Below are 25,785 nucleotides of genomic sequence, written 5' to 3'. Positions count from 1 at the left end.
GCGCTCTCTTTTATTTTTATATGAAGTCAACACTCATAGGATTCCCTCTTTTCATCCCTATAAGAGTAGAGCTACTCCCTGAAGAGGTAGGGTCTCCTTTATAGATAGCCATCTCCAGATATCCTAACTTATTGAAGACTAAGAAAGGATTTCCTTCTGAATATTGTTGTTTTTCTGCTTGGTTATATTGGGTATAGATCTCTTCCACACTAATATTTTTGACTACCTGATAACGAAAATAAACGTTAAACCGCCTTCCTTGTGATTCTCTTTCCAGAAGTTCTTTTGTAATATTGGAAATAAGGTTCCCAAAATAGTCTATGTAAATAATACTTCCTTCTATACGGTTAGGATGTATCTTTGGCATAAAGTCAGAAACATATAAGTGTTCTTTATAAGGGATTCCTATTTGTGATAGAGGTGTTTTTTGGCAAAGAAGTTGAGCTATCTTTGCTGAAAAATCAAGAGTAGGAAATATAGAATATTCACTTTCAAGAGGGATACAATAAATCTCTAAATTACTTTCATTTCTGGTAAATAGGGAAATAAAACCATTATCAGCGACAATAAAGTATTGCTCATTATATTTAAGTACCAACAGGGGTTTTTTAAAGTGAAGTTCATTATTTACCCCTATAATGTGTATCGTCCCTTGTGGGAAGTAGCTATAGGCTCCCTGTAATAAGTAGGCAGCCTCTGAGATACTATAACGTTCTACTTGGTGGGAGATATCTACAATTCTAGCCTCTGGGAGTAAGTGATATAAGTGTCCTTTCAGAGCACCTACACTATAGTCCTGTTCTCCGAAGTCTGTAGTAAGGGTAATGATATTCATCAACAATCAAAAATGAATTTAGTATAAAATTCCTGGGGAGAATTATTCTTTTTCAAACTTTTTATAATTAAGGATTTCCTTTAAGCCTATTCAGGAAGTAACCTCTGCAACATCTCGTTCCTAATAGCTATTAAAAGTAGCTTCTGTACAACTTTAAAACCTACTTACTTAAGAATATGAGTAGGGGTACAATTAGAAAACTTTAATTTGAGCGCAAATGTAAGGAAAAAAGCGGAGATAAATTCATTTATTTCTATTTTCTTTTATTTTTCCACTTTAAGTGCTGTAGAATCATAGACAAATGACAAAGAAAGTTTTGAAACACTTCTAATTTATAGGAGTAAATGAGCTATTATTTATTCTTTTCCCTTTGATTATATTGTTCAAAGTTCATCAATCTTAATATGTGATGTAGCATAGTGAGATTTAACTAAAAAGACTATTACTAACACTCTTTAGGACAATATAATTCTATTGTTATTTGTTCAACAAAAATATAAATTTTGTTCTGTAGGTCTATTTTTTTTCATATTTTTTGAATCACCTAATAATTTTATAGATGCCTGTTTAGAGTCCTTTTAAGAGGCAAGATAACACAATAGGGAGAATAAAGAAAGATATCCTCTTATTTTGAAAATCAGATTGCTAATAATTCGGAATAAAATGTGAAAATATAATAAAGTGTGAGCTGCTTTTTTATTCATTCTGAAAAATATTGTACCTTTACCCTCTTAAAACAGAAAGTGTAATGAAATCATTTATAGGTGGTTTTTTTCTTTTTTCATTATTTTTAGTAGGTTGTCGCTCCACGAAGGTAACTAATACACAGGGAACAGCAGATAGTTCTTTAGGAACTAAAGAAATACTCTCCAATCATGTCCATTCTTTTCCTACCTTTGAGACTTTAGTAGGCACACTTGATGTATCATTTGATAATGGAAGGAAACAGCAGAATCTTCCTCTTTCATTTCGTATGAAGAAAAATGAAACTATTTGGCTTAGTGCACCCTTGGGAATAGCCAAAGCATTAATTACTAAAGATAAAGTACGGTTCTATAATAAGTTAGATGCAACCTATTTTGAAGGAGACTATAGTATCTCTCAGCAATACTTAGGGGTAAGCTTTACCTTTGAGATGCTTCAAAACTTACTTATGGGACAGCTTATCCTTAAGAGTAGGCATACAGAAATAGAACCAGATCATGAAAAATATAAGGGAAAGCTCTCAGCGGAGCATTTGGAGGTTGCCTTTGAGTTAAATTCTAAATTTCGTATGGAGACGACCGAACTTCTGCAGGAGAGTGAAAATCGTTCTCTGCAGGCTTCCTATACATACCAAAGCTTAGATGATCAACTTTTCCCTTTGATAATCTCTCTGCTTGTCAGGCAAGAGGAAAAGGTAACAAAACTTACATTGCAATTTAACAATCTACAGAAAAATACTCCTGTTAGGTTCCCTTATAATGTTCCTACAGGATACCAACCTTTAACCCTTAATCTATAATGTACCGTATTATATTATTTCTTTTTCTTATAGGTTCTCTCTCAAATGCTTTTGCACAATCATCTCATAAACAGAGACAGTTGGAGCGACAAAAGAAAGCTCTCATGGAACAAATCCGAGAGATGTCCGCCCTGCGTTCTCAGCAAGCACAGGAAAGGAAATCTCTGTCCTCACAGATAGAAGAAATTAGTGAAAAGATCAATGCTCGTACGCAACTAATTCGCTTAACGAATCATCAAGCAAATCTGTTAAATCAGCAAATAAAAGAAAATCAATCCCAAATTACTACCTTAAAAGATGAATTGGCTTCTTTAAAAAAAAGTTATGCAGCTGTCATTGCCCAGTCTTACAAAACACATTCCCCACGGAGTAGATGGTTATTTTTGTTATCCTCAGATAATTTTGCTCAAGGCTATAAACGCTTGAGGTATATCCAACAGTATGCCCAGTATCGTAAGAAACAAGCGGTGGAAATCCAACAGAAGAGCATACTTTTGCAGCAATTGACGGATTCTCTTTCCTTACAATACCAATATCAACAGAATATTTTAGAGGAAAATCAAAGGGAACAGAATCGTCTTTCTCAGGAGAAAAAACAACAAGAAACATTGGTGGCTTCTATTAAGAAAAAAGAAGGAGAATATGCTACTGAAATAAGGAAAAAGCAAGCACAGGCTAATAAGATAGATAGGGAAATAGATCGCCTTATTCGCCTTGCAATTGCAGAGGCAAATGCCAAAAAAGCCAAATCGGCTAAGGGGAAGAATGTATCCTCTACTACAGGTAAGGTCTCCGATAGGACCTTTGACTTAACACCAGAGGGGCAAGCTCTTTCTTCAGACTTTGAAGCTAACAAAGGGAAACTTATCTGGCCTATTGAACGAGGTTATAAGTCACAAGGTTTTGGTACTTATGACGACCCTGTGTATCCTGACTTAAAACATTATAATAATGGAATATCTTTAGTGGCACCTAAGGGAGCAGATGCACGATGTGTGTTTAATGGAGAAGTCTCTGCCATTATCTCTGTTCCTGGAGGAAATAAAGCCGTACAAGTAAGGCATGGAAATTTTATCACTATTTATTATAATCTTATAGAGGTATTTGTAACTAAAGGACAAAAGGTATTTACCAAAACACCCTTAGGAAAGATTTTTACTGATAGTGAAGGAAAAACAGAAATGAAGTTTTTTGTATATAAGAATACTAATAAACTCAATCCAGAACATTGGATACGAGAATAAAGAAAAGAAAATGGCGAAAATAAAACTTTGGAAACAGGATCCTTTTGGGCATGCCTTGTGGATAAAAAAGTTTATCATACGAGTATTAGGATCTCTTACACATAGGCGCTACAGAGGGTTCAATCATTTACAGATAGAAGGCTCTGAGATTATTCGTTCTCTGCCAGAGAAAGGAGTACTATTTATTTCCAATCATCAAACCTATTTTGCTGATGTGATAGCAATGTATCATGTATTTAATGCAAGCTTAAAAGGGAGAGAGAATTCTCTGAAGAATATAGGATATGTATGGCGCCCTAAGTTAAACCTTTATTATGTGGCCGCTTCGGAGACTATGCATGCAGGATTACTTCCTAGAATCCTTTCCTATGTAGGAGCCGTACAAGTGAACCGTACATGGAGGGAGAAAGGTAAAGAAATACATCGGGAAGTGAGACCGGATGATATAAAGAATATAGGAATAGCTCTTAATGACGGATGGCTCATTACTTTCCCTCAAGGAACTACTTCTCCTTGGAAACCTATTCGTAAGGGAACAGCACATTTGATAAAGACCTATAAGCCTATAGTGGTACCTATTGTAATAGATGGATTCCGACGTTCTTTTGATAGGAAAGGAGTTGTAGTTAAAAAAAAGGGCATTCAACAGACCATGCGTATAAAACCCCCTTTGAAGATTGATTACGAAAGAGAAAGTATAGAAGAAATTGTTGAAAAAGTTGCTCTTTCTATAGAACAGCACCCTACATTTCTTGTAAATAAAGAGTAAAAATAAGGTTGTTAATAAATTATTTTAAAAAAAAGCCTTTTTTTATTTGTAGAATAAAAATTTGTCGTATATTTGCACCTCGCTAAACAAGGAGCGAATTTTTGTTTAACAGGGTCAGATGCCGGTATAGCTCAGTTGGCCAGAGCACGTGATTTGTAATCTCGGGGTCGTGGGTTCGAATCCCTCTACCGGCTCACATACTCATCATTTTACTATTATCAATAGGGGAGATACTCAAGCGGCCAACGAGGGCAGACTGTAAATCTGCTGGTTTTACCTTCACAGGTTCGAATCCTGTTCTCCCCACTATTATGTCTGCGGGAGTAGCTCAGTTGGTAGAGCGTCAGCCTTCCAAGCTGAATGTCGCGAGTTCGAACCTCGTCTCCCGCTCTTTAAAAGCCGATGTAGCTCAGGGGTAGAGCGCTTCCTTGGTAAGGAAGAGGTCACGAGTTCAAATCTCGTCATTGGCTCTTTCGCAGTACGCAGTATATAGTATATAATTACTTTATATATATTGTTTTCTATTATAACTAAGATTAAAATTATTTAAACATGGCAAAAGAGAATTTTGATCGTTCCAAACCGCACCTTAATATTGGTACTATTGGACACGTTGACCACGGTAAAACAACATTAACTGCGGCTATTACAAAAGTATTAGCCGATGAAGGTCTCTCCGAAGCGAGAAGTTTTGACTCTATTGATAACGCGCCTGAAGAAAAAGAGCGTGGTATTACTATTAACACCTCACATGTTGAATATCAAACAGCTAAACGTCACTATGCACACGTTGACTGTCCAGGACACGCCGACTATGTAAAGAACATGGTTACTGGTGCTGCACAAATGGATGGTGCGATCCTTGTAGTAGCTGCTACCGATGGACCTATGCCACAAACACGTGAGCATATCCTTCTAGGTCGTCAAGTAGGTATTCCTCGTATCGTTGTTTTCTTAAACAAAGTAGATATGGTGGATGACCCAGAATTATTAGAACTTGTGGAAATGGAAGTGCGTGAGTTACTTAACTTCTATGAATACGACGGAGATAATGGTCCTGTAATTCAAGGTTCTGCTCTTGGAGCATTGAACGGAGAAAAGAAATGGGTAGATAGTGTACTTAAATTGATGGATGCAGTAGATACTTGGATTGAACTTCCTCAACGTGATATTGATAAACCTTTCTTGATGCCTATTGAGGATGTGTTCACTATCACAGGTCGTGGTACTGTAGCTACAGGACGTATTGAAACAGGTATTGCTAATACTGGTGATGCTGTGGAAATTATCGGTATGGGAGCTGATAAACTTACTTCTACTATTACAGGAGTTGAAATGTTTAAGAAAATCCTTGATCGTGGAGAAGCTGGAGATAATGTAGGTTTGTTACTTCGTGGTATTGATAAGAAAGATATCCGTCGTGGTATGGTAATTTGCAAGCCAGGTTCTGTAAAACCACATGCTAAATTTAAAGCAGAGGTGTATATCTTGAAAAAAGAAGAAGGTGGACGTCACACTCCATTCCATGAAAATTATCGTCCTCAGTTCTATGTACGTACAACCGACGTTACAGGAACTATCCATCTTCCTGAAGGAGTAGATATGGTAATGCCTGGTGATAACCTTACTATTACTGTAGAGCTTCTTCAACCAATTGCTCTTAATGTAGGTCTTCGTTTTGCAATCCGTGAAGGAGGTCGTACTGTAGGAGCTGGTCAGGTAACTGAAATCTTAGATTAATCAAGAGGTTATTGAATTTTCATAAGATAAATTGATTTTAGAAAGGGTTTTGGTAACAAAACTCTTTTTATACGGGTGTAGTTCAAGGGTAGAATAGCGGTCTCCAAAACCGTTGATGGGGGTTCGAATCCCTCCACCCGTGCAGATAGTTTTAAGGAACTTTATAAAAACCAAAGAGTAATGATAAATTATATCAAAGAATCTTATACAGAATTAACACAGAATGTTACGTGGACACCCTTTGGGGAAGCACAACGGCTATTGTGGGTGGTAACTATTTTCTCTGTTATATTTTCCTTGTTTATTGCAGGTGTAGATTTCATTTTTGAAAGCTTTATTGCACAGATATTTAAAATTTTCTAAATGACAGTCCTTGAAAAAAAATGGTATGTAGTACGTGCTGTAAGCGGACAGGAGAATAAAGTAAAGAATTATATTGAGTCCGAGATAAGTCGCTTAGGGTATGCTGATTATGTGGAACAGGTACTTGTTCCTACTGAAAAGGTGCCTCAGTTACGTAATGGAAAGAAGATTAATGTAGAAAAGGTGTTCTTTCCTGGATATGTAATGGTAAAGGCTGATCTTTCTGGAGAAGTTTCCCATATTATTAAGAATATTTCAGGAGTTATAGGATTTTTGGGAGAAACAAAGGGAGGTACTCCTACGCCTATTCGCAAATCCGAAGTGAATAGAATGCTCGGAATAGTGGATGAACTCCAAGAAAAGGTGGAGACAGTACTTATTCCTTATGAAATAGGCGAATCAGTTAAGGTGATTGATGGTCCTTTCAATGGATTTACAGGAAATGTAGAGAAAGTAAACGAAGAGAAAAGGAAGTTAGAGGTAATTGTGAAAATCTTTGGAAGGAAAACACCTTTGGAACTTAGTTATACACAAGTAGAAAAAATATAGTATCTTTGTTTGGTCAAAGATTAAAAAATAATTTAATAAATTAAAGTTGAACAATGGCAAAAGAATTACACAAAGTAGTTAAACTACAAGTTAAGGGAGGTGCTGCGAATCCTTCGCCACCGGTTGGACCTGCCTTGGGAGCTGCCGGAGTTAACATTATGGAGTTCTGTAAGCAATTCAATGCACGTACTCAGGACAAGCCAGGTAAGATATTACCAGTTGTTATCTCCGTATACAAAGATAAATCTTTTGATTTTATTGTAAAGACCCCACCTGCGGCAGTTCAACTCTTGGAAGCAGCCAAAATCAAAGGAGGTTCAGGAGAGCCTAACCGTAAGAAAGTAGCTAATATCACTTGGGATCAAGTGCGTGCTATAGCAGAGGATAAAATGCAGGATTTGAATGCATTTACTATTGAATCTGCTATGAGTATGGTGGCTGGGACAGCACGTTCCATGGGAATCGCAATCACTGGAGATAAACCTTTTTAATTGATTTATTATGGCAAAATTGACAAAGAAATACAAAGAGGCTTTATCTAAAATAGAAGCTGATAAACTATATAGCCTTGCAGAAGCAAGTAAGAAAATAAAAGAAATTTCTTTTACTAAGTTTGATGCTTCTGTGGATATTGCAGTAAGGTTGGGAGTAGATCCTCGTAAGGCAAACCAAATGGTACGTGGGGTAGTTACTCTTCCTCATGGAACAGGGAAAGATATACGTGTACTTGCCTTAGTAACCCCTGATAAAGAAGCCGAAGCACAAGCTGCTGGTGCTGACTATGTAGGATTGGATGAGTACCTACAAAAAATCAAGGACGGCTGGACAGATATAGATGTGATTGTAACTATGCCAGCGGTAATGGGTAAGTTAGGACCTTTAGGACGTATACTGGGTCCTCGTGGGCTTATGCCTAACCCTAAGACAGGTACTGTAACTATGGAAATCGGTAAAGCTGTACAAGAAGTAAAAGCAGGGAAAATTGATTTTCGTGTAGATAAAACGGGTATTGTCCATGCTTCTATAGGGAAAGTTTCCTTTTCCCCTGAGAAACTAATGGAAAATGCCAATGAACTAATCCAAACCCTTATTAAGCTAAAACCTACTACCGCTAAAGGTACTTATATTAAGTCTATTTACTTATCAAGTACTATGAGCCCAAGTGTAGCTATAGATACAAAAGCAGTCTAACAACGTAGTTAAAAGAGAAAATTATGACAAAAGAAGAAAAATCAGTAATAATAGAGGATTTAACCGCACAGTTAGCAGCAAATCATGTAATCTATCTGGCAGACCTCACAGGGCTTGATGCAAAGACAACCTCCGACCTTCGTCGTGCTTGCTTCAAAGCAAATATTAAATTATCGGTGGTGAAGAATACTTTCTTAGCAAAAGCTATGGAAGCCTCAGATAAGGACTTTGGAGAACTTCCATCTGTTCTTAAAGGAAATACTTCCCTAATGTATGCTGAAGTAGGAAATGCCCCTGCTAAGTTGATTAAGAACTTTAGAAAAAAATCAGAAAAGCCCCTCCTAAAAGGAGCTTATATAGAAGAGGCAATATTTATTGGTGATAACCAGTTGGAAGCACTCTCTTCTATCAAATCCAAAGAGGAACTTATCGGAGAGGTTATTACCCTCTTGCAATCGCCTGCTAAAAATGTTATTTCTGCTCTTAAGTCAGGTAGCGGAAAGTTAGCAGGAATTGTTAAAACACTCTCTGAACGTCAATAGTACACACATTAATTATTTATAAACCATTAAAAAACGATAGAAATGGCAGATTTAAAAAATTTTGCAGAACAATTAGTAAACTTAACTGTTAAAGAAGTAAACGAACTTGCTCAAATCCTTAAAGATGAGTACGGTATTGAACCCGCAGCGGCTGCTGTTGCTGTAGCTGCAGGTCCTGCTGCTGGCGGTGGAGAAGCTGCTGCTGAAAAAACAGAATTTGATGTAATCCTCAAAAGTGCAGGAGCTAACAAATTGGCAGTAGTGAAATTAGTAAAAGATCTTACTGGGCTTGGACTAAAAGAAGCTAAAGAAATGGTAGATGGAGCTCCTTCTAAAGTAAAAGAAGGTGTTTCTAAAGCGGATGCAGAAAATCTTAAGAAATCATTAGAAGAAGCCGGAGCAGAAGTAGAATTAAAATAATTCTTTTCTTAGTTTTGACAATATGAAAGCCCCTATTAAAGGGGCTTTTTTATTGAATTTTGCATCCGTACGACCTTGTTTTATCGAAGGTTAAAATGTGTTGTTTCCCTTGATAGGTGAATCTTAATCCTATTTGTGTGATGTTTTCAAAAGTTTCTGTATGGGGTAACTCTGAAAGACTTATATCGCCCACTTGAATAATATGCATAAACAGATCTTCCTTAGAAGATGTTTTTGGGCTCACTTCTATACGCCAATGTCCTAACTGTGGATGATTGGCAGGAGGGAGGTTCATAGCATACCCGTAATCTTGTGGTGTGAGTTTGGGTATAGGCCAGTTGCGACCGTCAGACCAGAAATCCTTTCCATTCCCTCCTATTTTGGTAAGTATAGCATCGGAAGGGAATAGGGTACGGCAAATCATCTTACCTCCATCAGAAGTTTCGGAAAATTCATTGTTCCCTTTCATTATAGGCTCATTAATAGTGTGTAGTAGCCATGTTTTAGGATAATTTTTGTCAGTAGCCGTTACTCTGTCAAATACTACAAAAAGGTCAGGGTAGAAGTATATAAATTCACGCATTACTAGCGATGCTTTTTTGGGGTTATAGCTTTTGGTAGCATCTGAAACTAAATACACATAATCATTAGTGGTACGCATCTCTTTCATTACAGATTCGGTCATCTTGTATTGCCCGCCATCATTAGGAATGGGAAGGTTCTTAGGTTCGTTAGCAGCACCAGCCATTATGCCCCAGTATAAAGGGAATTTTTCATTAGGCATTTTGATGGTTACACAGTTATGAGCTACAGTACGTGCATAATAATGCGACAGGTGCCAGCTGGGTTCAGGACGAGTACCAGTATCTAAGGCACGGTAACCATGTTTGTATATAATAAAATGATTGTTGTCAAAATGCTTGTGATAATCTGATTTAGCACCAGTTACGAAGACTGCGTAAGTATCGTTATCACCTGTTCCTGAGCGCATAATAGCTTCACCCACCCCTTCAAAATACATAGCTCCTTTACCTGAAGAATTAACGCCTTGTACGCCTTGAGGAACTTGTTGCAAAAAGGGCATAAAGGGAAGACGTTCGGTAGCATGTTTCTTATGGAAAGAACCTAAAAGTCGTTGTAAATTGGAAGAATTCCCATAAATAGTAGCTATTTCCCTTAGATGGTAATTGATATCTCTTTCAGGAAGCAAGCAATCGTTATGATAGCTATCTGCTAATCCGAATTCGCGATTGCCTGGCAAACGATTCCAATCAATGAATTTTAAATATCCAAATACGTACTTCAGTTGACCAGAGATATCTGCCCCTGTGGCTGCCTGGTAAGAACGGATAAAATTAAAGTCAGCGATAGGATTAGCTCCTACTGCATAGCCCATACAGGCAGTAATACCTCCACCACTATTGCCACTCATTTCACGACGAAAATCTGTCATTTTCAGATTCAAAGCCAGCCCTTTCTGGAACATCTCTTCACAACGAGCATTGTCAAAACCGTCATTATGGAAAGTGATACCTATATACCACGGTAGGGATTCAGTACCATAAAAACCAGTATCATACCCACCTGTGTTCTCACGGATGCGTTCTGGACGTATGCCCTTTCCGTGCCAAGCAATTTCCATCATTATATCATAAAGAGGATGACCTATTTGCTCACGTTCGGCAGGAGTTAGGCTGTTATAAATCCAATCATAAGCACATAGTACACTGATTTGAGAGAATACATACCAATCGGCATTTAAGTTGTGTTGTATCCGAAGATGGTAATATTCGATGATTTTTTGCAAAGACTTTTTGGTATAATCCAGATATTTTATCTCTCCTGTTATGAGATATAACATAGCTACTTGCGATACTTTGCCTACTTTTATGCTGTTTTGAGTAGGGGTAATGATAGTAGGATTTTCAAAAAAGAGAGGCTCTGTTATGAATTTATCAATTTCTTTTTTAGTGTGTGTATACACCTCTGACAATGAAGTTTGGACTGCATTCTTGATATTTGGAATATCTTCTTTGGTAATAAAAAGGCGAGGATGTTCATTGCGTACTACCCCCATGATATGTTGTGTATCTGAATCAGTATCTTTACGGCATGATACCATTATTAAGATAACACATACGATGAATACTGTATTTTTCATAAGTAAATAGAATGTTTTATTTTACTTTGTACAAAGGTATGACTTTCCCTTGGTTGTGGAATTAGATTGTAGTTTTTATTTTAACATGTCCTTCTTTCCGATGGCTTATTGTTGGACATGATTTGTATAATGTTCTTTATTTTAAATTTTGTCGAAACATTTTTCTAAAGCGCATTTCATATTTTTTAGGATTAAGTTCTACGATAGGTTTATTTTTGCCATCGTATAGAACTAAACCTGCAATGGTAGGGAGTTCTTTGATATCAATAATCCATGATTTTTTTTCACCATCAATTCGGATAATACCTCCATGTACTGTTATTCCACATAAGCAATCGGAGGATGCAGCGGGGAGCTGGGCAGTGATAGCTTCCTTAGCTTCTTTATAAGAGAGGTTCTTTTGGGCTACCTTATAGTAGGCATCATCCTCCACGAAAGCAACAATCTTATGAGTACCTCCTGTACGAAGACTGGTGGAGATTTTTGTCTCTTGGGGGATTTCAGTAATATATGACGACCTACAAGCTATAGCAAATATAGGTAAAAGGAGTAGATATTTTCTCATAGTATAAGGATTTAATGATATGCAGAGGCAAATATACAAATTTTAAAGCAAGAAACCATCTGTAATCCCTAAATATTTTTTACCTTTGCCCTTATGAAAATAGAAGTATTAAAATCAAAAATTCACCGCGTAAAAGTAACTGGTGCGGACTTGGATTATATAGGGAGCATCACTATTGATGAAGCTCTTTTGGAGGCGGCTAACCTTATTGTAGGAGAGAAGGTCTCCATTGTAAATGTGAATAATGGAGAACGCTTTGACACCTACATTATTCGTGGAGAGCGAAATTCAGGAACGATTACCCTTAATGGACCTGCTGCACGCAAGGTACAAAAGGGAGATATTGTTATTATTATTTCGTATGCATTGCTGGATTTTGAGGAAGCTAAGACTTTCCAGCCCACCGTCATTTTTCCCGATGAACGAACGAATTTGTTGCCTTAAAATGCTTTAGATAATGAAAATAGGAATACTTTTCTTATCAATTTTTCTTTTTTTCTTTGGCAATGCACAGGAGAAAAGGACAGATTATTTAAACTATCCATACAAATATCTAAACAAGAATTATCAAATAACTATGGATAGTAAAACTTTTGAGAAAGCAATTCAGAAACATCGATTTCTCAAGGAACGTGTTCGTGCCTATCCGGATTCTCTGGCTGTAGTACTTATGTATGAACTTAATGATTGGAGAGCTACGCGGGAAGCTATGGCTGCTATTACCTATACTTGGGATAGAATTCCTTATTACACGCTACTTAAGAATGTTGAAGAGGCAAAACAACTTGCTAGGCAATGGAATATTACTCATCCTTATAAGTTATATACCTTTCTTGCTGCAGAGGACAACAAAGACAAAAGAGTAGAAGTTTTTTTTAAAGAATTAAAAAAGAAAATCCGGAAAATAGATGGAGGTGCCTATGACCTGAGTGATGCTTCACGAGAAGAGATTCTCCGTTATGCTTTCAAGATTAGCCCCGAACGAGCTAAACTTTGGGAGGAAATCCAGAAAAAGTACAACAAATAGGAGTTTGTGAAATTCAATTCCTATTTCAATAGAGTAGTTACATTCTCTAAAACTTCTTTAACGAGCACATTCTCTTCTATAATATTTTCAGAAAGTTCTTTTTTGTTTTGTTGCAGATGAATAATTTTCTCTTCTAAAGTGTCCTGGGTAACAAAACGAATGACAGTTACTTTATGCTGCTGTCCTAAGCGATGAGCACGGGCAATAGCTTGTCGTTCAGCAAAAGGATTCCACCAAGGATCTAACAGGAGTACATATGAGGCAGTGGTGAGGTTCAGCCCCACTTCACCTGCCTTGAGAGAGATAAAGAAGAACATAATATCCTTGTCCTTCTGAAAGGACTCTACCTGTATTTTTCGCTCTGGTATAGGGGTGTCCCCCGTCAGAGTAGCAAACTTAATATTATTTGCCTTACACCAATCTTCATAAATTTCTAAGTGAGAGATAAAACTACTGAAAATAAGAGCTTTATGTTGTGAGAGCAATAGCTGCTCTAAGAGATTAATTACCTCTTCATATTTTCCTGAGGGGATACTGCTTTGCTTATCCAATAGCTTGGGATGGTTGCTGATTTGTCGCAATAGGGTAAGCATATTTAGAATATTTAAGGTTTGGGAATGATTGTCAATATGTAAGAGTTTGTTACGAACTTTTGATTTTTCACGCTCATACCATTTCTTTTGCTCTTCACTCATAGGACAATAAACAATTTGTTCCTCCATATCAGGCAAGTCCTGTAATACTTGCGCCTTAGTACGTCTAAGGAGAAAAGGGCTAATAATGGTTTTGAGTTCTTCCATTATAATGGGATCGTGTTTCTTTTCAATTCCAATTCTGAAGTAGTTATTGAATTTTGTAAAACTTCCCAATATATTAGGGTTGATAAACTGCATTTGTGACCATAAGTCGGTTAGTGTATTCTCAATGGGGGTACCACTGAGGGAAAAGCGATGATCTGCCTTAAGGAGATTAATGGATTTGAAAACTTGGGAATTCTTGTTTTTTATCCGTTGGCTTTCATCTAATATAATAATTCGGAAAAGATACCCTTCTAATAACTTGGCGTCTCGGGTAATGATAGGATAGGTAGTGAAAATAATATCATAGTTTATGAGTCGTCTTATCTTTGTTTTTCTTTCTTCTCCTACATATTGTGTACATTTGAATTGTGGTGTGAATCGTTTCACCTCTTCATACCAGTTGAAAAGAAGAGTTGATGGCAGAATAATAAGGGCTCTTAAAGGTTCTTTTTGTTTTTGCCCGAGTTCAAAAAGGTTAGAAGGTTGTTCTATTTCTTTTTCTGAAAAGGTATCATGGATAGCTACCAATAGAGCAAGTATCTGGAGCGTTTTCCCCAATCCCATATCATCAGCTAAACAAGCACCCATTCCACTGTAATAATGTTCTAAAAGCCACTTAACACCATCTTTTTGATAAGGTCGTAGGGTTGCTTTCAGGTTAGAAGAAGGGGAATACGTAATATCAGGAGAAATATATTTGGGTTTTATCTCAGGCAGATTTTTCAGTAGAGCATAGTTGTTCTTGGGAAGTTGTATTTTCCCATTATTAACTTTTCCGAATTTAGCAAGTTTCTCATATTTGGCAAACCATTCCTTAGGAATGATAAAAAGTGTTCCATTAGCGAGGGTATATATAGGATTATTCTCCTGAATATTCTGAATAAGGTTGGCAAAAGAGAATATCTCGTTGCCTTGTTCTATCCATAATTCTATATCAAACCAATCTTTTTTATTAGTGGCTTCTTTGGAGTGGATCTTAGGAAGTTGTAAAGAAACTCTCCTACCATGAATTTCTATAGGTTCAATGAAAAAATCTGCAGCTATTAATTCTTCTTTATGCTTGAGCAGATGAAAATAAGAAGCAAAAGGGTCATTATCATCTACAAAGAAAATCCCTCCTTCATTTATAAATCCTATTGCTTCCAGAATATGATGCTTTTGGGCTTCTTCAGAGAGATTCCTTTTATAATTATCAATTGTTATAGTGCCATTGGAAGCAATATTTAAGTTAGAATGATATCCTTTATTTTGGTTACTACCAAAAATATATCCATCGTAGTCAAAAGAAAGGAAAAACTTGTAATGTTGGGTAAGGAAGTCATGGACAAACTTTATAGTGACTGATTTTATACTGTTCTTCTGGATAATATCAAATCCAATGGTGTTAATCTCTACCTTTTTAATAATTTCTTTAAGAAACTTATTGAAGTATTCAGGGATTATTTTTTCAGGGATAGTAACTGTTGTTTTCTCTAAAAAAGGCTTTAGATTAAGAGCTTTGATATCTTTAATGCTGACTAATTTTTTATCAATAACTATCCATGATTTTTCATAACTAAGGAGTGTTATCTTATGTTCAGAGGGACATAGTTTGTCTTGATTATCATACAAGGATAATCGGTAGATGATGCCATCAGGTACTTTCTCAAATTCCAAAGAAGGAATGAGTACTTTTGTAGTATTTTCTATATATTGATTCTCCAAAGGCTGTTCTTTGTTAAGAGATACCGTAAGGAGTAGCTGGTTTGTTGCAATAATTTCTAATAGTTTTGAAATTTTTTCCTCTATTTGTTGTTGTATATATTTCTTTTTATCATTATCATTGTATAATTTTTGTATAGAAATTTCCCTTTTAGTAAATTTCTCTAACAAAGAAGGAAGTTGTAGGCTATTGGCTATGAGCAGCGCTTCTTCCTTATAAGGGTTTAATGGAATAGGAGTGCTTTTCAGGACTTCGTCTGTAGCTTTTCTGAGGGAATACCAATGGTTATTCCTTTGCTGAGCAATGTATGGGATGGGTAATAATCGTTGGAAATTAGGATCAAAGGAGAAATCAAAAAAAAGTTGGTACATATTCAGGTATTAGGAACTTAGAAATATAAGATTGAAAAAGGGAATATTTTTAATTCCATATATTATTTCTCTTTTACTATTTTCTCCTGTCGGTTAATGGACTCCTGATGGATGGCTTTAAATATTTGGATAACGAATTCTTCGCTGAGTCCATCACGATCTCCTTCGGAAGTTGCCTTTTGGAGAATTTCATACCATCGTTGACTCTGTAGGATAGCCACGTTATGGGTCTTCTTGAGCTTTCCTATCTCATCGGAGAGGAGCATACGCTTTTTTAGTAGGGCAAGGAGTTGGTCATCAATGAGATCAATATGGGAACGTAGGGTATTGAGTTGATAAGAAAAACTTTCCTCTGCAAAAGAAGTTTTCCTAACACGTAAATCATTCATTATCTGTATTAATCTCTTAGGGGTAATTTGTTGAGAGGCATCACTCCATGCCTTATCTGGAGTGCAATGGGTTTCTATCATGAGTCCATTAAAGTTCAAGTCAAGGGCAGTTTGTGAGACGTCAAAGATTAATTCTCGCTTACCTGTAATATGTGAAGGGTCACAAATCAGGGGTAGGTCAGGAAACTTGTTTTGTAGTTCAATGACCAATTGCCATTCAGGAATATTTCTATATTTTGTTTTCTCGTAAGTGGAGAATCCACGATGAATAACTCCTAGGTTTTTAATGTCTGCTCGTAGGAGTCGTTCTATAGCTCCCAGCCATAAAGCCAAATCAGGATTAACAGGATTTTTAACTAAGACAGTCTTATCTGTACCTTTAAGTGCGTCAGCGATTTCTTGTACTATAAAAGGGCTTACTGTGGATCGGGCACCTATCCAGAGCATATCAATATCATGTTCTAAGGCGAGCTTCACATGGTCTCTATTGGCTACTTCGGTCGCTGTTTTTAACCCTGTTTCTTCCTTTACTTGTTGAAGCCATCGGAGTCCTAAAGCACCTACTCCTTCGAACATACCTGGTCGTGTACGCGGTTTCCAGATACCAGCACGGAAGTAAGATACATCAGTATCCTTAAGGGCATGGGCAATTTCAAGTACTTGCTCTTGTGTTTCAGCACTGCAAGGACCTGCAATCACAACAGGGTGGGAAAGGTGTAAATCCTCTAACCATTTTCGATTCTCTTTGTTAATTTCCATGGGTAAGTTTTTAAATAGAGTAGTCTAATTAATCGTTAATGTATCTTAAGGAATATCTGTATAGATAAAAAAAAAGCCTTCCAAAGGAAAGCCTTTCATTGGTTAAAATAACCTGTGTAAAACCAAATATTACACAAAACAACACAACTAAATTTAGCGGTCTGGACGGGACTCGAACCCGCGACCCCATGCGTGACAGGCATGTATTCTAACCAGCTGAACTACCAGACCTCGGTTTTGTTTTGCGGTGCAAAGATACAACATTTTTTTATATCAACAACATTTTTTTGAAAAATAATTAATTATTTTATTTTTTGCTTATAATCAATAATTTATAAATATATTTATTGGATATCTTCCGAAAAAATATTTAAAGAAAGGCTTCTTTTTCCTTAAAAAATATTTTCTTTGAAGAAGAGAAAGGTAAATAGAGGTCTTTTATTTTAATTCTTGTAAAAAATTTTCTACTTTTGCACCTAAATTCACATGCAATGAAAAGAGACGAAATTATAGAAACTATCAATGAAGTATTGGTAGAGGAGTTTGAGGTAGATGGAGCACTCATCCATCCTAAAGCAAATTTTAGAGAATCCCTGGAACTTGACAGTCTTGATTATGTAGACTTGGTAGTGGTCATTGAGGAAAAATTTGGAGTAAAACTCGTAGAGTCTGATTTTAAACCTATAGTTACTTTTGATGATTTCTATACTATCTTAGAGCAAAAAATCAATGCAAAAGAAAAAAGTTGTTAGAACAAAATGGCAAGGAAAGTCAAAAGGAAATGTATTGGGTTATAGGATTTTTGTATTCCTCATTAAGTACTTAGGGATTCGCTCAGCGTATGTATTACTTATCTTTGTAGCTTTTTATTATTTTCTCTCTCAATGGAAGTCTAATGGATATCTTTACAGGTATTTCCATAGACGATTGGGGTATTCTCCTCTGAAGGCTTTTGTATCGGTATATCGGAATTATTTTGTATTTGGACAAACGATTATAGATAAGGTGGCTATTTTTGCTCAGTTTCATCATCAGTTCACCTATGAATTTGATGGAGTGGAGCTGCTCCGTTCTCTTCTACAAAGGCACAAAGGAGGAATCCTTATTTCGGCTCATATAGGTAACTTTGAAGTAGCAGAGCTTTTTTTCAGAGAGCTTGATGTGGATTGCCAGATACATACAGTTACTACGGATATGGAGCGCTCTGCGATTAAGGAGTATCTGGAAGGAATTTCCTTACGGAAGTATACCCCTAAGTTTATTTTTGTGAAGGAGGATATGTCTCACATTTTTGAAATCAGCGATGCCTTACAGAATAATGGAATTATCTGCCTAACAGGGGATCGCTATTTTGAAGGAACAAAATATCTTAGAGCAACTTTATTAGGGAAGGAGACACATTTCCCAGCGGGACCTTTTATGATAGCTTCTCGCTTGGGAGTGCCTGTAATATTTGTATATGTGATGAAGGAGAAGAACTTGCATTATCATCTTTATGCACGTATGGCTCAGGCTAAGCACCGTGATGCTCAAGGACTCCTTAATGCTTTTACAGAGAATATGGAGCAAATGCTTCGTAAGTATCCCCTACAATGGTTTAACTATTTTGATTTTTGGGAGGAAGATGAAAAAGAGGCTTAATGAGCCTCTTTTCTTATCCATAAATAGTATATTTGTACCAAGCAAATTAAGGCATTAGGGATAATCACAGGCCATAATTTGTGATCATACATGAAGCCATAAATAACAAAGCAAAGGCATCCCACTAAGTTAATCATTCTGATGTGGGTAATTTTTTTCATTATAAAACTCAGTACAAGGCATACGGAGGCAAGATAACCGATGTATTCAGGATTTATCATTATTTCTTCTTTCTGTTTTTATTATTAATAGATGTTCTTGTTGGAGATGTTTTCTTTACTCCCTTCTTTTCTTTTTTAGGTACGGGTACAAGGGCGGCAGCCTTAGGGTCAAGAATACGATGTACCCCTTTAGGAGATATATTCACGGCGATAATCTTTCCTTGTTCGTCCAAGAGAAAGTTCGCAGGGATATCAATAATTCCTAAGGATTGTATCGTTTCTTCTTTGAACTTTCTAGGAGCGATGGTACTTGTCCAGCGAATACCTTCTCGGTGGAGATGGTCAATCCATGTATTCCTATCACTATCTAAATATATGGAATAGATTGTAAAGCCATGTGAACGATGGTATTCCTTGAATAAGTTCCCAAACTGGCGATCTGCCTCTACACAAGCGATACAGTCAGAGGCAGTGAAATTCACTAAGGTAAGTTTTTTTCTGACAGCGGAGAGCTTTTCAGTTCCCTTTTCTGTAGAGAGTTCAATATCGGGGAAAGTACTTCCAACCTGTGTTTTACTCATGGCACTTAGTAGTACTTCTATTCTTTGGAGATCTTCCTTATCCTGAGTGTTCTTGTCCAGAAGGCTATATAGTCTTTGTGCTTGTTTATAGGAAATATCCCTATTGGTAAGTAGTTCTGAGAGTAACATTCCTGCAAACTGACTTTTAGGGTCTTTACGAATAATTTGCTCTAAGCGTGCGGTAAGTAGCTCAGGCAGATTGGCGGCTTTGGCACTCTTAGTTCTAAAGAGTAGAAAGTTCTTTACCTCATTAAGGGTTTGGCTTCCATTGAGACTTTTGATGTATACTTGTCGTTTGTTCTCAATGGCAATATCCAAAGAAAGGTCTCCTTTGTCTAAGATGAAAAAGCCTGTCTCCTTAAATTTTCTGTTTACTGATAGGGAGGCTTTCATAGGATAAGCAATATTCCCTTGAAAGTGGAATTCCTTATTATTAACAGTAGTGCTATCCACCTTATCTCCATACCATAGGTAAATTTTTCCTTCATAAGGAGTACTTATATTACCATTCAAGGTGAAGTTTTGGCTTCTTCCCCACCAGGAAAGGAATAGGAACAAATATAGAAAATAATTTCTCATGAGTTATAAAATAATGGGCAAAAATATAAAATATTTTTTATTTTACCTATTAAAAAGAACAAAAGAAGAATATTTTAGGTGAAAAAGATGAATTTTTTAATGGTTTTTTAGTAACTGAACGTAAGATTTTGTAGGGTAAAAAGAGTAATTTATATTTTATAAAACAATGATATTTAGCATTTTATATAAAAAACAATGCTTTTTTTTCAACAAAGTAGTGTTAATCAAAAAAACTTTATTACTTTTGCAACGAGTTAAATTAAAATTTAAAATTATGTCAGACATCGCATCAAGAGTAAAAGCTATTATCGTGGATAAGCTCGGAGTTGATGAAACAGAAGTGGTACCTGAAGCAAGTTTCACAAATGATTTAGGAGCTGATTCCTTGGACACTGTAGAATTGATTATGGAATTCGAAAAAGAATTTGATATCCAAATTCCTGATGATCAAGCTGAAAACATCTCAACAGTGGGACAAGCTATTAAGTATATTGAAGAAGCAAAACAATAGCATTCACTCACTTGAAAAAATGCTCTACGGGGAGGCAAAACTCCCCGTTTTAGTATATGTAGGCGATACATTTTAATTTTAAACCTAAATTATTATGCAAACCAGAAGAGTCGTTATAACAGGATTAGGAGCCATTACTCCTATAGGAAATACTTTAGAGGAATATTGGAAAGGACTTCTTGAAGGGATTAGTGGGGCAAACCTTATTACTCACTTTGATGCTTCTAAGTTCAAAACACAGTTCGCTTGTGAGGTAAAGGGCTTTGATGTTACCCAATTTATTGATAAGAAGGAGGCTCGCAAAATGGATCGATTCGCCCAATTTGCCATCGTAGCCTCTGATGAAGCGCTGAGAAATTCAGGACTTGACCTGACAAAGGAAGACAAAGGTCGTATAGGAGTAATTTGGGGTGCTGGAATAGGAGGACTTACTACTTTCCAAGAGGAAGTACTTGCCTTTGGCAAGGGTGATGGTACTCCTCGCTTCAACCCCTTCTTTATTCCCAAAATGATTGCAGATATCGCTCCAGGGATAATTTCTATTCGTCATGGACTTCGGGGGCCTAACTTTACTACCGTTTCAGCCTGTGCTTCTTCTGCTAATGCACTGATAGATGCATTGAGTTATATCCGTTTGGGTTATGCTGATGTAATTGTCTCAGGAGGTTCGGAAGCGGCTGTAATAGAAGCTGGTATTGGAGGATTCAATGCCTTACATGCTCTTTCCACACGTAATGATGATTATAAAACTGCATCACGTCCATTTGATGTAACTCGGGATGGTTTCGTTCTTGGAGAAGGAGCTGGAGCTCTTGTCTTGGAAGAATATGAACATGCCAAAGCACGTGGTGCAAAAATATATTGTGAATTAGCAGGAGCAGGACTCTCTGCGGATGCTTATCACCTTACAGCTCCCCATCCAGAGGGAATAGGTGCTAAGGATGTGATGAAGAATTGTTTGGCAGATGCTAAAGTCGCTCCTGAGCAAGTGGATGCTATTAACCTACATGGTACCTCCACCCCTCTGGGAGATATTGCAGAAACAAAGGCTGTAAAAGAAGTATTTGGAGACCATGCTTATCAAATTAACCTTAATTCCACCAAGTCCATGACAGGACATTTGCTGGGAGCAGCAGGTGCTATTGAAGCTATTGCCTCTGTTTTGTCCATTGAACACCAAATAGTGCCTCCTACTATCAACTTTGTAAATCCAGATGAGAATATTGACCAAAAGTTGAACTTTACCTTTAATAAGGCACAAAAACGCTCAATAAAGGTTGCTATGAGTAATACTTTTGGTTTTGGAGGACATAACGCTTGTGTACTATTTAAAAAAATAGATTAAATGAATTTTTTCCATAAAATAATGTCCCGTTTTCAGAGAAGAGACGGGATTTTTTTTATAGAGATGGAGAAACTATTAGGGTTTCCACCTAAAGAGATTCGTTATTATGAAGAAGCCTTTACCCTTGGTTCCAATAGATCACAGGATTTAGGGCATCCTATTAGCTATGAGCGCTTAGAGTTTTTGGGAGATGCCATTCTTGGAGCGGTGATCGCTCATTTTGTTTTCCTACAAGCACCTAATAAGGATGAGGGAGACCTTACTAAAATGCGTACTCGGATGGTCCGCCGGGATAATCTTAACCAAATAGGTGAGGAATTACAGCTAAGGGAATATCTGCAAACAGAGAGAAAGTCATTGCTTTTGAGTGGGAATATCAGTGGTAATCTTCTGGAAGCCTTAGTAGGAGCTATTTACCTAGACCGAGGATATCAGAAAGCAACGGAATTTATCCATAGGATTCTGATTGATGCCAATTTAAGCATGAAAGACTTGGAGAATAAAGTAATTAGTTACAAATCACTTATGGTGGAATGGGCACAGAAATATCATAAAACCATTGCTTTCATAGCCGAAGAAGACCCTACTTACAAAGGGAAAATAAAATATTTCCAAGCACGAGTGATGATCAATGACAAGGTATATACCAAAGCCCATGATACTTCTAAGAAAAAAGCAGAAGAGCGTGCCGCCAAGCGTGCCTATTTTAGGGCTCTTGACCGAAGAAAAGATAGTAAAAAGAAAAAGCAGAAGAACAAAGAGGAATAAATTAACATGCCACAGACACAACCGACTCCCCAACAGGAATCTCAAGAGGAACTCCTTACTCAATATGCTGACCTCTACCAGATAATTCTTTATAATGATGATTATAATACCTTCGATTATGTGATAGATTTGCTTATGGAGGTATGTGAACACACGTACGAGCAAGCTGAACAATGCGCTATGATTGTCCATTATTCAGGAAAATGTCCCGTAAAAGAAGGTACTTATGAGGATTTGCTTCCTCGCTGTAGTAAGCTCCTCGTCGCAGGTCTCACTGCTGAGATACTACCGAGATAAATGAGAGTGTCAAGGATAAAGGCTATTACTATTTAGTAGAGACCAAGGTTATTTCTTATTAAAGATATTTATTTTGTCAGGAAAGATATTTATTTTGTCAGGAATGACTTTTACAGAGAGGGCTTTTTTAGAAGTCCTTTTTATGTCTTGTATGACCTCATCAGTTCTCCATCTATGCTAAGCTTAACAATTTTATTGGACAAAAGGAATAAGGAACTATCCAAGTCTATGTTTTTTGAAATATAAAGTTTTTGGGGCTTTAGATAAATAAATGCCTTTTTAAGTTTGGTAAAGAATTTTGCTACTTTTGTCGAAAAATCTTTATTATTTGTACGAGTATAAAAACGTCCACTTACATAGACTCCCGTGGGATTTTTGAAAGCTGTACAATATTCTAATATACAACTATTATATTCATCTAATATAAGGGCTTTGCTATGGTACCCCTACCGAGGTGTTCAATACCTTTACGGCGGTGCTTATCATCGCGTGTCCCTGTGCTTTGGTCGTTTCAGCTCCTTTTGCCTTGGGGAATATGCTCCGCCTCTTAGGCAAACGCCGTTTTTACCTCAAGGATACCCAAACCATAGAGCAAATGGCACAGGTAGATACCCTTATCTTTGACAAAACAGGGACAATCACCCAGAGCAATGCTCAAGAAATTACTTACGAGGGTCAAGAAATGAGCGCCCAACAGCTTTCTCTGCTCAAGAGTGTATTGCGCAACTCCAATCACCCGCTCTCTCCCCAGCTATACGACTATCACAAGCAGGTGGATATTCGTCCCTTGGATAGCTATCAGGAACTCATAGGTAAGGGATGGAAGCCACTTCAGGTACAGATCATATAAAAATAGGCTCGGCTAAGTTTGTCAAGGCTACTGAAAACAAAGAAGAAACGGCGGTATATGTGAGCATCAATGGATAGCAGATAGGCAAATATACCTTTAAGAACCCTTATAGGGCGCATATATTTGATGTTTTCCGTCAGTTAGAGCAAAAAGGCTATACCTTGGCGCTCCTCTCAGGTGATACAGAAGCAGAAAAAACCTATTTACAAAGCCAACTCTCGGCAAAAGTATCCTTACACTTTCACCAAAGTCCCGCTGATAAGTTCTGTTTATGTAGAACAATTGCAGCAAGAAGGCAAGCGAGTGATGATGATCGGCGATGGGCTGAACGATGCAGGCGCCCTCAAGCAAGCCCAAGTAGGCTGTGCCGTGGCAGAAAACAGCAATACCTTTTCTCCTGTCTGTGAAGCGACCCCCAACATTCTGATATAGAGAAACTTACATGCTTTCTTGCCCTAAATAAGAAGACCATGCAAGTAATCAAGATGAGTTTTGTACTCTCCTTATTATACAATTGTATAGGTACATTCTTTGCCGTTACAGGTCATTTGGAGCCTGTAGTAGCGGCAATTCTCATGCCCATTAGTTCTATTAGTATAGTACTTTTTACGACACTGATGACCAATAGGTTGGTAAGGTAGTCTGCTATTTATATTCCCTTATATATATTCCATATCCAATTGAATAGTATTAAGATACAGAAAAATACAAAAATAAGAGGACGTTTGAAGAAGTTTTCACAAGAATTGTAAAACCTAAATAAAGTAGTTTTTTGGGCAAAAAGATCAATGAATAGCCATATAGGAATAGTAATTAGAAGAATAGAAGTTATAATACCTAAAGGGTTTATATAAAGAGCCTTATACCCATCACCTCTGAATAAGCTAATAACGGCACGAGTAGTACCACAAGCAGGACAAGGAAGATGAGTTATATGCTTGAATATACACAAAGAAAACCCCATCTCTTCTTTGGGAGAAAGCATACAATATAGTAACCAACTCCAGCAAACAAGAGATAAAATAAGTACAAAAGTATAAAAACTTTTGATAGTCAATTAGATAAGGGATAATAGATAGTTTGTATTTTTACTTTTAGTAGCCCCTATAATAAGAAACCAATCAATGATAGCCCAAAATCCAAATCCTCCACATGTTATGAGTTTAAAAATACCCAAGCCTATATCTCCTATATAGAAACGATCAATACCTAAATAACCTAATAATATAGACAAAATAAGAGAAGTGGTACTATCCTTAAGGGGGATAGATTGTAAGGCAACCCACTTGGAATCATCGGCAGCGAGCAATCGTTCACGAATGAAAGGAATCTGCTCTGATTTGAAAGATTTAGCATTGGCAATAATGTAAGTGTCCACTTTACTTGTTTCCATAAAATAAAAATTAGTATTTAATTAAGTAGATTTATAGAGTATAATCTATTCACAACTTAAATATTATAGTCAAACAGAAATGGTTTGCGAAAAATTAGCATGGGCAGGTGTAGGGGCAAAGTCGTGTAAGCGAGTATGTGAGGTAATTCACCTTTGAAAAAGAGCAAATTAAGAATTAATCTCTCATTCTATTTATTCGCATTCTAAATGTGATTGACTATTAAATATGGTTGACTATAAGAATGAATATTGATTTTTATCACTATATTATATTATAAATGAGATTACTAGATTTCTGATAATAAGAGAAAGCTAATGCTTTTCTTATGACAAAATCTCCTGCGAAATTACAATATTTTTTTCTATAAAACAATTATCTGTAATAATAAAAAAATATATATTATATAAGCAAATGATATTCAGTTAGTTACGATTAAGAAATTAACAAAAATAAAATGCCAATGAGGCAATGAGGTAATTAACACATCAGCCCGTCATATGCGTCTGCATCGTCTGACAATCCCACTGACTATCAGTACAATATAACTTTTTTCAAAAAAACTCTCCAAATATTTTGCCAATTCAAAAACTTGTTATACTTTTGCACCCGCTTTTAGAAAGGGAGCGAAGTTCATAGGAATAGACTAAAAGAATATTTTTCAAAAAAAGTTTTGTCAGTTTGAAAAAAGGTTGTACCTTTGCCCCCGCTTTCAAAAAGGGAGCGTTAA

Annotated in this window: 30 protein-coding genes and 6 tRNA genes; 26 read left to right on the top strand and 10 right to left on the bottom strand. The window is 36.7% G+C overall.

Annotated elements, in window-relative coordinates:
• Positions 1 to 16: 16 nt before the first annotated feature.
• Positions 17 to 835, bottom strand: coding sequence for an SAM hydrolase/SAM-dependent halogenase family protein (locus VJJ03_RS00185; RefSeq protein ID WP_009744637.1), 819 nt, complete (start codon positions 833 to 835; stop codon positions 17 to 19).
• 748 nt (positions 836 to 1,583) lie between these two features.
• Here VJJ03_RS00185 and VJJ03_RS00180 point away from each other — a divergent pair.
• The 15 genes from VJJ03_RS00180 to rplL all read left to right on the top strand — a co-directional run bounded on the left by VJJ03_RS00180 (position 1,584) and on the right by rplL (position 9,157).
• The gene (locus VJJ03_RS00180) at positions 1,584 to 2,339 is read left to right on the top strand and encodes a DUF4292 domain-containing protein (protein WP_323973115.1); all 756 of its coding nucleotides are present in this window, start codon (positions 1,584 to 1,586) and stop codon (positions 2,337 to 2,339) included.
• Complete coding sequence (locus tag VJJ03_RS00175) at positions 2,339 to 3,583, top strand: murein hydrolase activator EnvC family protein (RefSeq protein WP_323973114.1); 1,245 nt, start codon at positions 2,339 to 2,341, stop codon at positions 3,581 to 3,583. Before VJJ03_RS00180 ends, VJJ03_RS00175 begins: the two co-directional genes overlap by 1 nt.
• Before the next feature lie 10 nt (positions 3,584 to 3,593).
• Positions 3,594 to 4,352 carry a lysophospholipid acyltransferase family protein gene (locus tag VJJ03_RS00170; protein WP_009744633.1) on the top strand — a complete coding sequence of 253 codons (759 nt, stop codon included), beginning with the start codon at positions 3,594 to 3,596 and terminating at the stop codon, positions 4,350 to 4,352.
• Positions 4,353 to 4,472: 120 nt separating this feature from the next.
• Positions 4,473 to 4,546: transfer RNA gene (locus tag VJJ03_RS00165), tRNA-Thr, on the top strand.
• 30 nt (positions 4,547 to 4,576) lie between these two features.
• Positions 4,577 to 4,658 (top strand) — tRNA-Tyr (locus tag VJJ03_RS00160).
• An 11-nt stretch (positions 4,659 to 4,669) separates the two neighbouring features.
• A tRNA-Gly gene (locus VJJ03_RS00155) sits at positions 4,670 to 4,742 on the top strand.
• Positions 4,743 to 4,750: 8 nt separating this feature from the next.
• A tRNA-Thr gene (locus VJJ03_RS00150) sits at positions 4,751 to 4,822 on the top strand.
• 82 nt (positions 4,823 to 4,904) lie between these two features.
• Positions 4,905 to 6,092 carry an elongation factor Tu gene (gene tuf, locus VJJ03_RS00145; RefSeq protein ID WP_009744632.1) on the top strand — a complete coding sequence of 396 codons (1,188 nt, stop codon included), beginning with the start codon at positions 4,905 to 4,907 and terminating at the stop codon, positions 6,090 to 6,092.
• Positions 6,093 to 6,163: 71 nt separating this feature from the next.
• Positions 6,164 to 6,234: transfer RNA gene (locus tag VJJ03_RS00140), tRNA-Trp, on the top strand.
• 38 nt (positions 6,235 to 6,272) lie between these two features.
• Positions 6,273 to 6,455: a preprotein translocase subunit SecE gene (gene secE, locus VJJ03_RS00135; protein WP_009744631.1), complete on the top strand. Its 183-nt coding sequence runs from the start codon at positions 6,273 to 6,275 to the stop codon at positions 6,453 to 6,455.
• A complete protein-coding gene (gene nusG, locus VJJ03_RS00130) occupies positions 6,456 to 7,004 on the top strand; it encodes a transcription termination/antitermination protein NusG (protein WP_323973112.1) in 549 nt (182 codons plus the stop codon). It abuts the gene before it with no gap.
• 53 nt (positions 7,005 to 7,057) lie between these two features.
• A complete protein-coding gene (gene rplK, locus VJJ03_RS00125; protein ID WP_009744629.1) occupies positions 7,058 to 7,495 on the top strand; it encodes a 50S ribosomal protein L11 in 438 nt (145 codons plus the stop codon).
• A 10-nt stretch (positions 7,496 to 7,505) separates the two neighbouring features.
• Entirely contained in the window at positions 7,506 to 8,195 is a 690-nt protein-coding gene (gene rplA / locus VJJ03_RS00120; protein WP_009744628.1) for a 50S ribosomal protein L1, read from the top strand.
• 23 nt (positions 8,196 to 8,218) lie between these two features.
• On the top strand, positions 8,219 to 8,737 hold the full coding sequence (rplJ, locus tag VJJ03_RS00115; protein WP_009744627.1) for a 50S ribosomal protein L10: 519 nt from the start codon (positions 8,219 to 8,221) through the stop codon (positions 8,735 to 8,737).
• A gap of 42 nt (positions 8,738 to 8,779) precedes the next feature.
• On the top strand, positions 8,780 to 9,157 hold the full coding sequence (rplL, locus tag VJJ03_RS00110) for a 50S ribosomal protein L7/L12 (protein ID WP_009744626.1): 378 nt from the start codon (positions 8,780 to 8,782) through the stop codon (positions 9,155 to 9,157).
• Positions 9,158 to 9,206: 49 nt separating this feature from the next.
• Here rplL and VJJ03_RS00105 read toward each other — a convergent pair whose 3' ends face one another.
• Positions 9,207 to 11,318, bottom strand: coding sequence for a heparinase II/III domain-containing protein (locus VJJ03_RS00105; RefSeq protein WP_323973109.1), 2,112 nt, complete (start codon positions 11,316 to 11,318; stop codon positions 9,207 to 9,209).
• A gap of 136 nt (positions 11,319 to 11,454) precedes the next feature.
• Positions 11,455 to 11,883 (bottom strand): hypothetical protein, encoded by a 429-nt coding sequence (locus VJJ03_RS00100; protein ID WP_323973107.1) that lies wholly within the window; start codon positions 11,881 to 11,883, stop codon positions 11,455 to 11,457.
• A 93-nt stretch (positions 11,884 to 11,976) separates the two neighbouring features.
• Between VJJ03_RS00100 and panD the strand changes: the two genes are divergently transcribed.
• A complete protein-coding gene (gene panD, locus VJJ03_RS00095) occupies positions 11,977 to 12,327 on the top strand; it encodes an aspartate 1-decarboxylase (RefSeq protein ID WP_323973105.1) in 351 nt (116 codons plus the stop codon).
• A 13-nt stretch (positions 12,328 to 12,340) separates the two neighbouring features.
• Positions 12,341 to 12,910: a hypothetical protein gene (locus VJJ03_RS00090; protein ID WP_009744622.1), complete on the top strand. Its 570-nt coding sequence runs from the start codon at positions 12,341 to 12,343 to the stop codon at positions 12,908 to 12,910.
• 20 nt (positions 12,911 to 12,930) lie between these two features.
• Here VJJ03_RS00090 and VJJ03_RS00085 read toward each other — a convergent pair whose 3' ends face one another.
• From VJJ03_RS00085 to VJJ03_RS00075, 3 genes are all read right to left on the bottom strand, one after another.
• Positions 12,931 to 15,783 (bottom strand): DEAD/DEAH box helicase, encoded by a 2,853-nt coding sequence (locus VJJ03_RS00085; RefSeq protein WP_323973102.1) that lies wholly within the window; start codon positions 15,781 to 15,783, stop codon positions 12,931 to 12,933.
• Between the two features lie 62 nt (positions 15,784 to 15,845).
• Complete coding sequence (locus tag VJJ03_RS00080; protein WP_009744620.1) at positions 15,846 to 16,931, bottom strand: bifunctional 3-deoxy-7-phosphoheptulonate synthase/chorismate mutase type II; 1,086 nt, start codon at positions 16,929 to 16,931, stop codon at positions 15,846 to 15,848.
• Positions 16,932 to 17,088: 157 nt separating this feature from the next.
• Positions 17,089 to 17,162, bottom strand: a tRNA-Asp gene (locus tag VJJ03_RS00075).
• Between the two features lie 260 nt (positions 17,163 to 17,422).
• Between VJJ03_RS00075 and VJJ03_RS00070 the strand changes: the two genes are divergently transcribed.
• The gene (locus VJJ03_RS00070) at positions 17,423 to 17,683 is read left to right on the top strand and encodes a phosphopantetheine-binding protein (RefSeq protein ID WP_009744619.1); all 261 of its coding nucleotides are present in this window, start codon (positions 17,423 to 17,425) and stop codon (positions 17,681 to 17,683) included.
• Positions 17,661 to 18,572 carry a lipid A biosynthesis acyltransferase gene (locus VJJ03_RS00065; protein ID WP_009744618.1) on the top strand — a complete coding sequence of 304 codons (912 nt, stop codon included), beginning with the start codon at positions 17,661 to 17,663 and terminating at the stop codon, positions 18,570 to 18,572. The genes VJJ03_RS00070 and VJJ03_RS00065 overlap by 23 nt, the downstream gene beginning before the upstream one ends.
• On the opposite strand, the gene VJJ03_RS00060 is transcribed toward VJJ03_RS00065, so the two are convergent.
• The gene (locus VJJ03_RS00060) at positions 18,569 to 18,793 is read right to left on the bottom strand and encodes a hypothetical protein (RefSeq protein WP_009744617.1); all 225 of its coding nucleotides are present in this window, start codon (positions 18,791 to 18,793) and stop codon (positions 18,569 to 18,571) included. The genes VJJ03_RS00065 and VJJ03_RS00060 overlap by 4 nt on opposite strands.
• Positions 18,793 to 19,893: a TlpA disulfide reductase family protein gene (locus VJJ03_RS00055; protein ID WP_323973100.1), complete on the bottom strand. Its 1,101-nt coding sequence runs from the start codon at positions 19,891 to 19,893 to the stop codon at positions 18,793 to 18,795. The genes VJJ03_RS00060 and VJJ03_RS00055 overlap by 1 nt, the downstream gene beginning before the upstream one ends.
• Before the next feature lie 274 nt (positions 19,894 to 20,167).
• Between VJJ03_RS00055 and VJJ03_RS00050 the strand changes: the two genes are divergently transcribed.
• From VJJ03_RS00050 to VJJ03_RS00015, 7 genes are all read left to right on the top strand, one after another.
• The gene (locus VJJ03_RS00050) at positions 20,168 to 20,404 is read left to right on the top strand and encodes an acyl carrier protein (RefSeq protein WP_040357877.1); all 237 of its coding nucleotides are present in this window, start codon (positions 20,168 to 20,170) and stop codon (positions 20,402 to 20,404) included.
• Between the two features lie 94 nt (positions 20,405 to 20,498).
• Entirely contained in the window at positions 20,499 to 21,749 is a 1,251-nt protein-coding gene (gene fabF / locus VJJ03_RS00045) for a beta-ketoacyl-ACP synthase II (protein ID WP_323973098.1), read from the top strand.
• Complete coding sequence (locus VJJ03_RS00040; RefSeq protein ID WP_009744613.1) at positions 21,750 to 22,517, top strand: ribonuclease III domain-containing protein; 768 nt, start codon at positions 21,750 to 21,752, stop codon at positions 22,515 to 22,517.
• Between the two features lie 6 nt (positions 22,518 to 22,523).
• The gene (locus VJJ03_RS00035) at positions 22,524 to 22,814 is read left to right on the top strand and encodes an ATP-dependent Clp protease adaptor ClpS (RefSeq protein ID WP_009744612.1); all 291 of its coding nucleotides are present in this window, start codon (positions 22,524 to 22,526) and stop codon (positions 22,812 to 22,814) included.
• A 454-nt stretch (positions 22,815 to 23,268) separates the two neighbouring features.
• Positions 23,269 to 23,664, top strand: a complete 396-nt coding sequence (locus VJJ03_RS00030; RefSeq protein WP_323973096.1) for a hypothetical protein — start codon at positions 23,269 to 23,271, stop codon at positions 23,662 to 23,664.
• Positions 23,665 to 23,970: 306 nt separating this feature from the next.
• A complete protein-coding gene (locus tag VJJ03_RS00020; RefSeq protein WP_323973094.1) occupies positions 23,971 to 24,096 on the top strand; it encodes a hypothetical protein in 126 nt (41 codons plus the stop codon).
• Positions 24,097 to 24,134: 38 nt separating this feature from the next.
• Entirely contained in the window at positions 24,135 to 24,305 is a 171-nt protein-coding gene (locus VJJ03_RS00015; protein WP_323973092.1) for a hypothetical protein, read from the top strand.
• Positions 24,306 to 24,313: 8 nt separating this feature from the next.
• Here VJJ03_RS00015 and VJJ03_RS00010 read toward each other — a convergent pair whose 3' ends face one another.
• Together VJJ03_RS00010 and VJJ03_RS00005 are read right to left on the bottom strand one after the other, a co-directional pair.
• Positions 24,314 to 24,649: a DUF2752 domain-containing protein gene (locus VJJ03_RS00010; protein ID WP_323973090.1), complete on the bottom strand. Its 336-nt coding sequence runs from the start codon at positions 24,647 to 24,649 to the stop codon at positions 24,314 to 24,316.
• Positions 24,650 to 24,721: 72 nt separating this feature from the next.
• Positions 24,722 to 25,057 carry a TM2 domain-containing protein gene (locus VJJ03_RS00005; protein ID WP_323973088.1) on the bottom strand — a complete coding sequence of 112 codons (336 nt, stop codon included), beginning with the start codon at positions 25,055 to 25,057 and terminating at the stop codon, positions 24,722 to 24,724.
• Positions 25,058 to 25,785: the final 728 nt, after the last annotated feature.

Origin of the sequence: Capnocytophaga sp. G2 (assembly GCF_035282625.1) — a bacterium.
Classification (GTDB): domain Bacteria; phylum Bacteroidota; class Bacteroidia; order Flavobacteriales; family Flavobacteriaceae; genus Capnocytophaga.
Note: the sequence above shows the minus strand (reverse complement) of the source record. Positions and strands in the feature narration are given on the sequence as shown.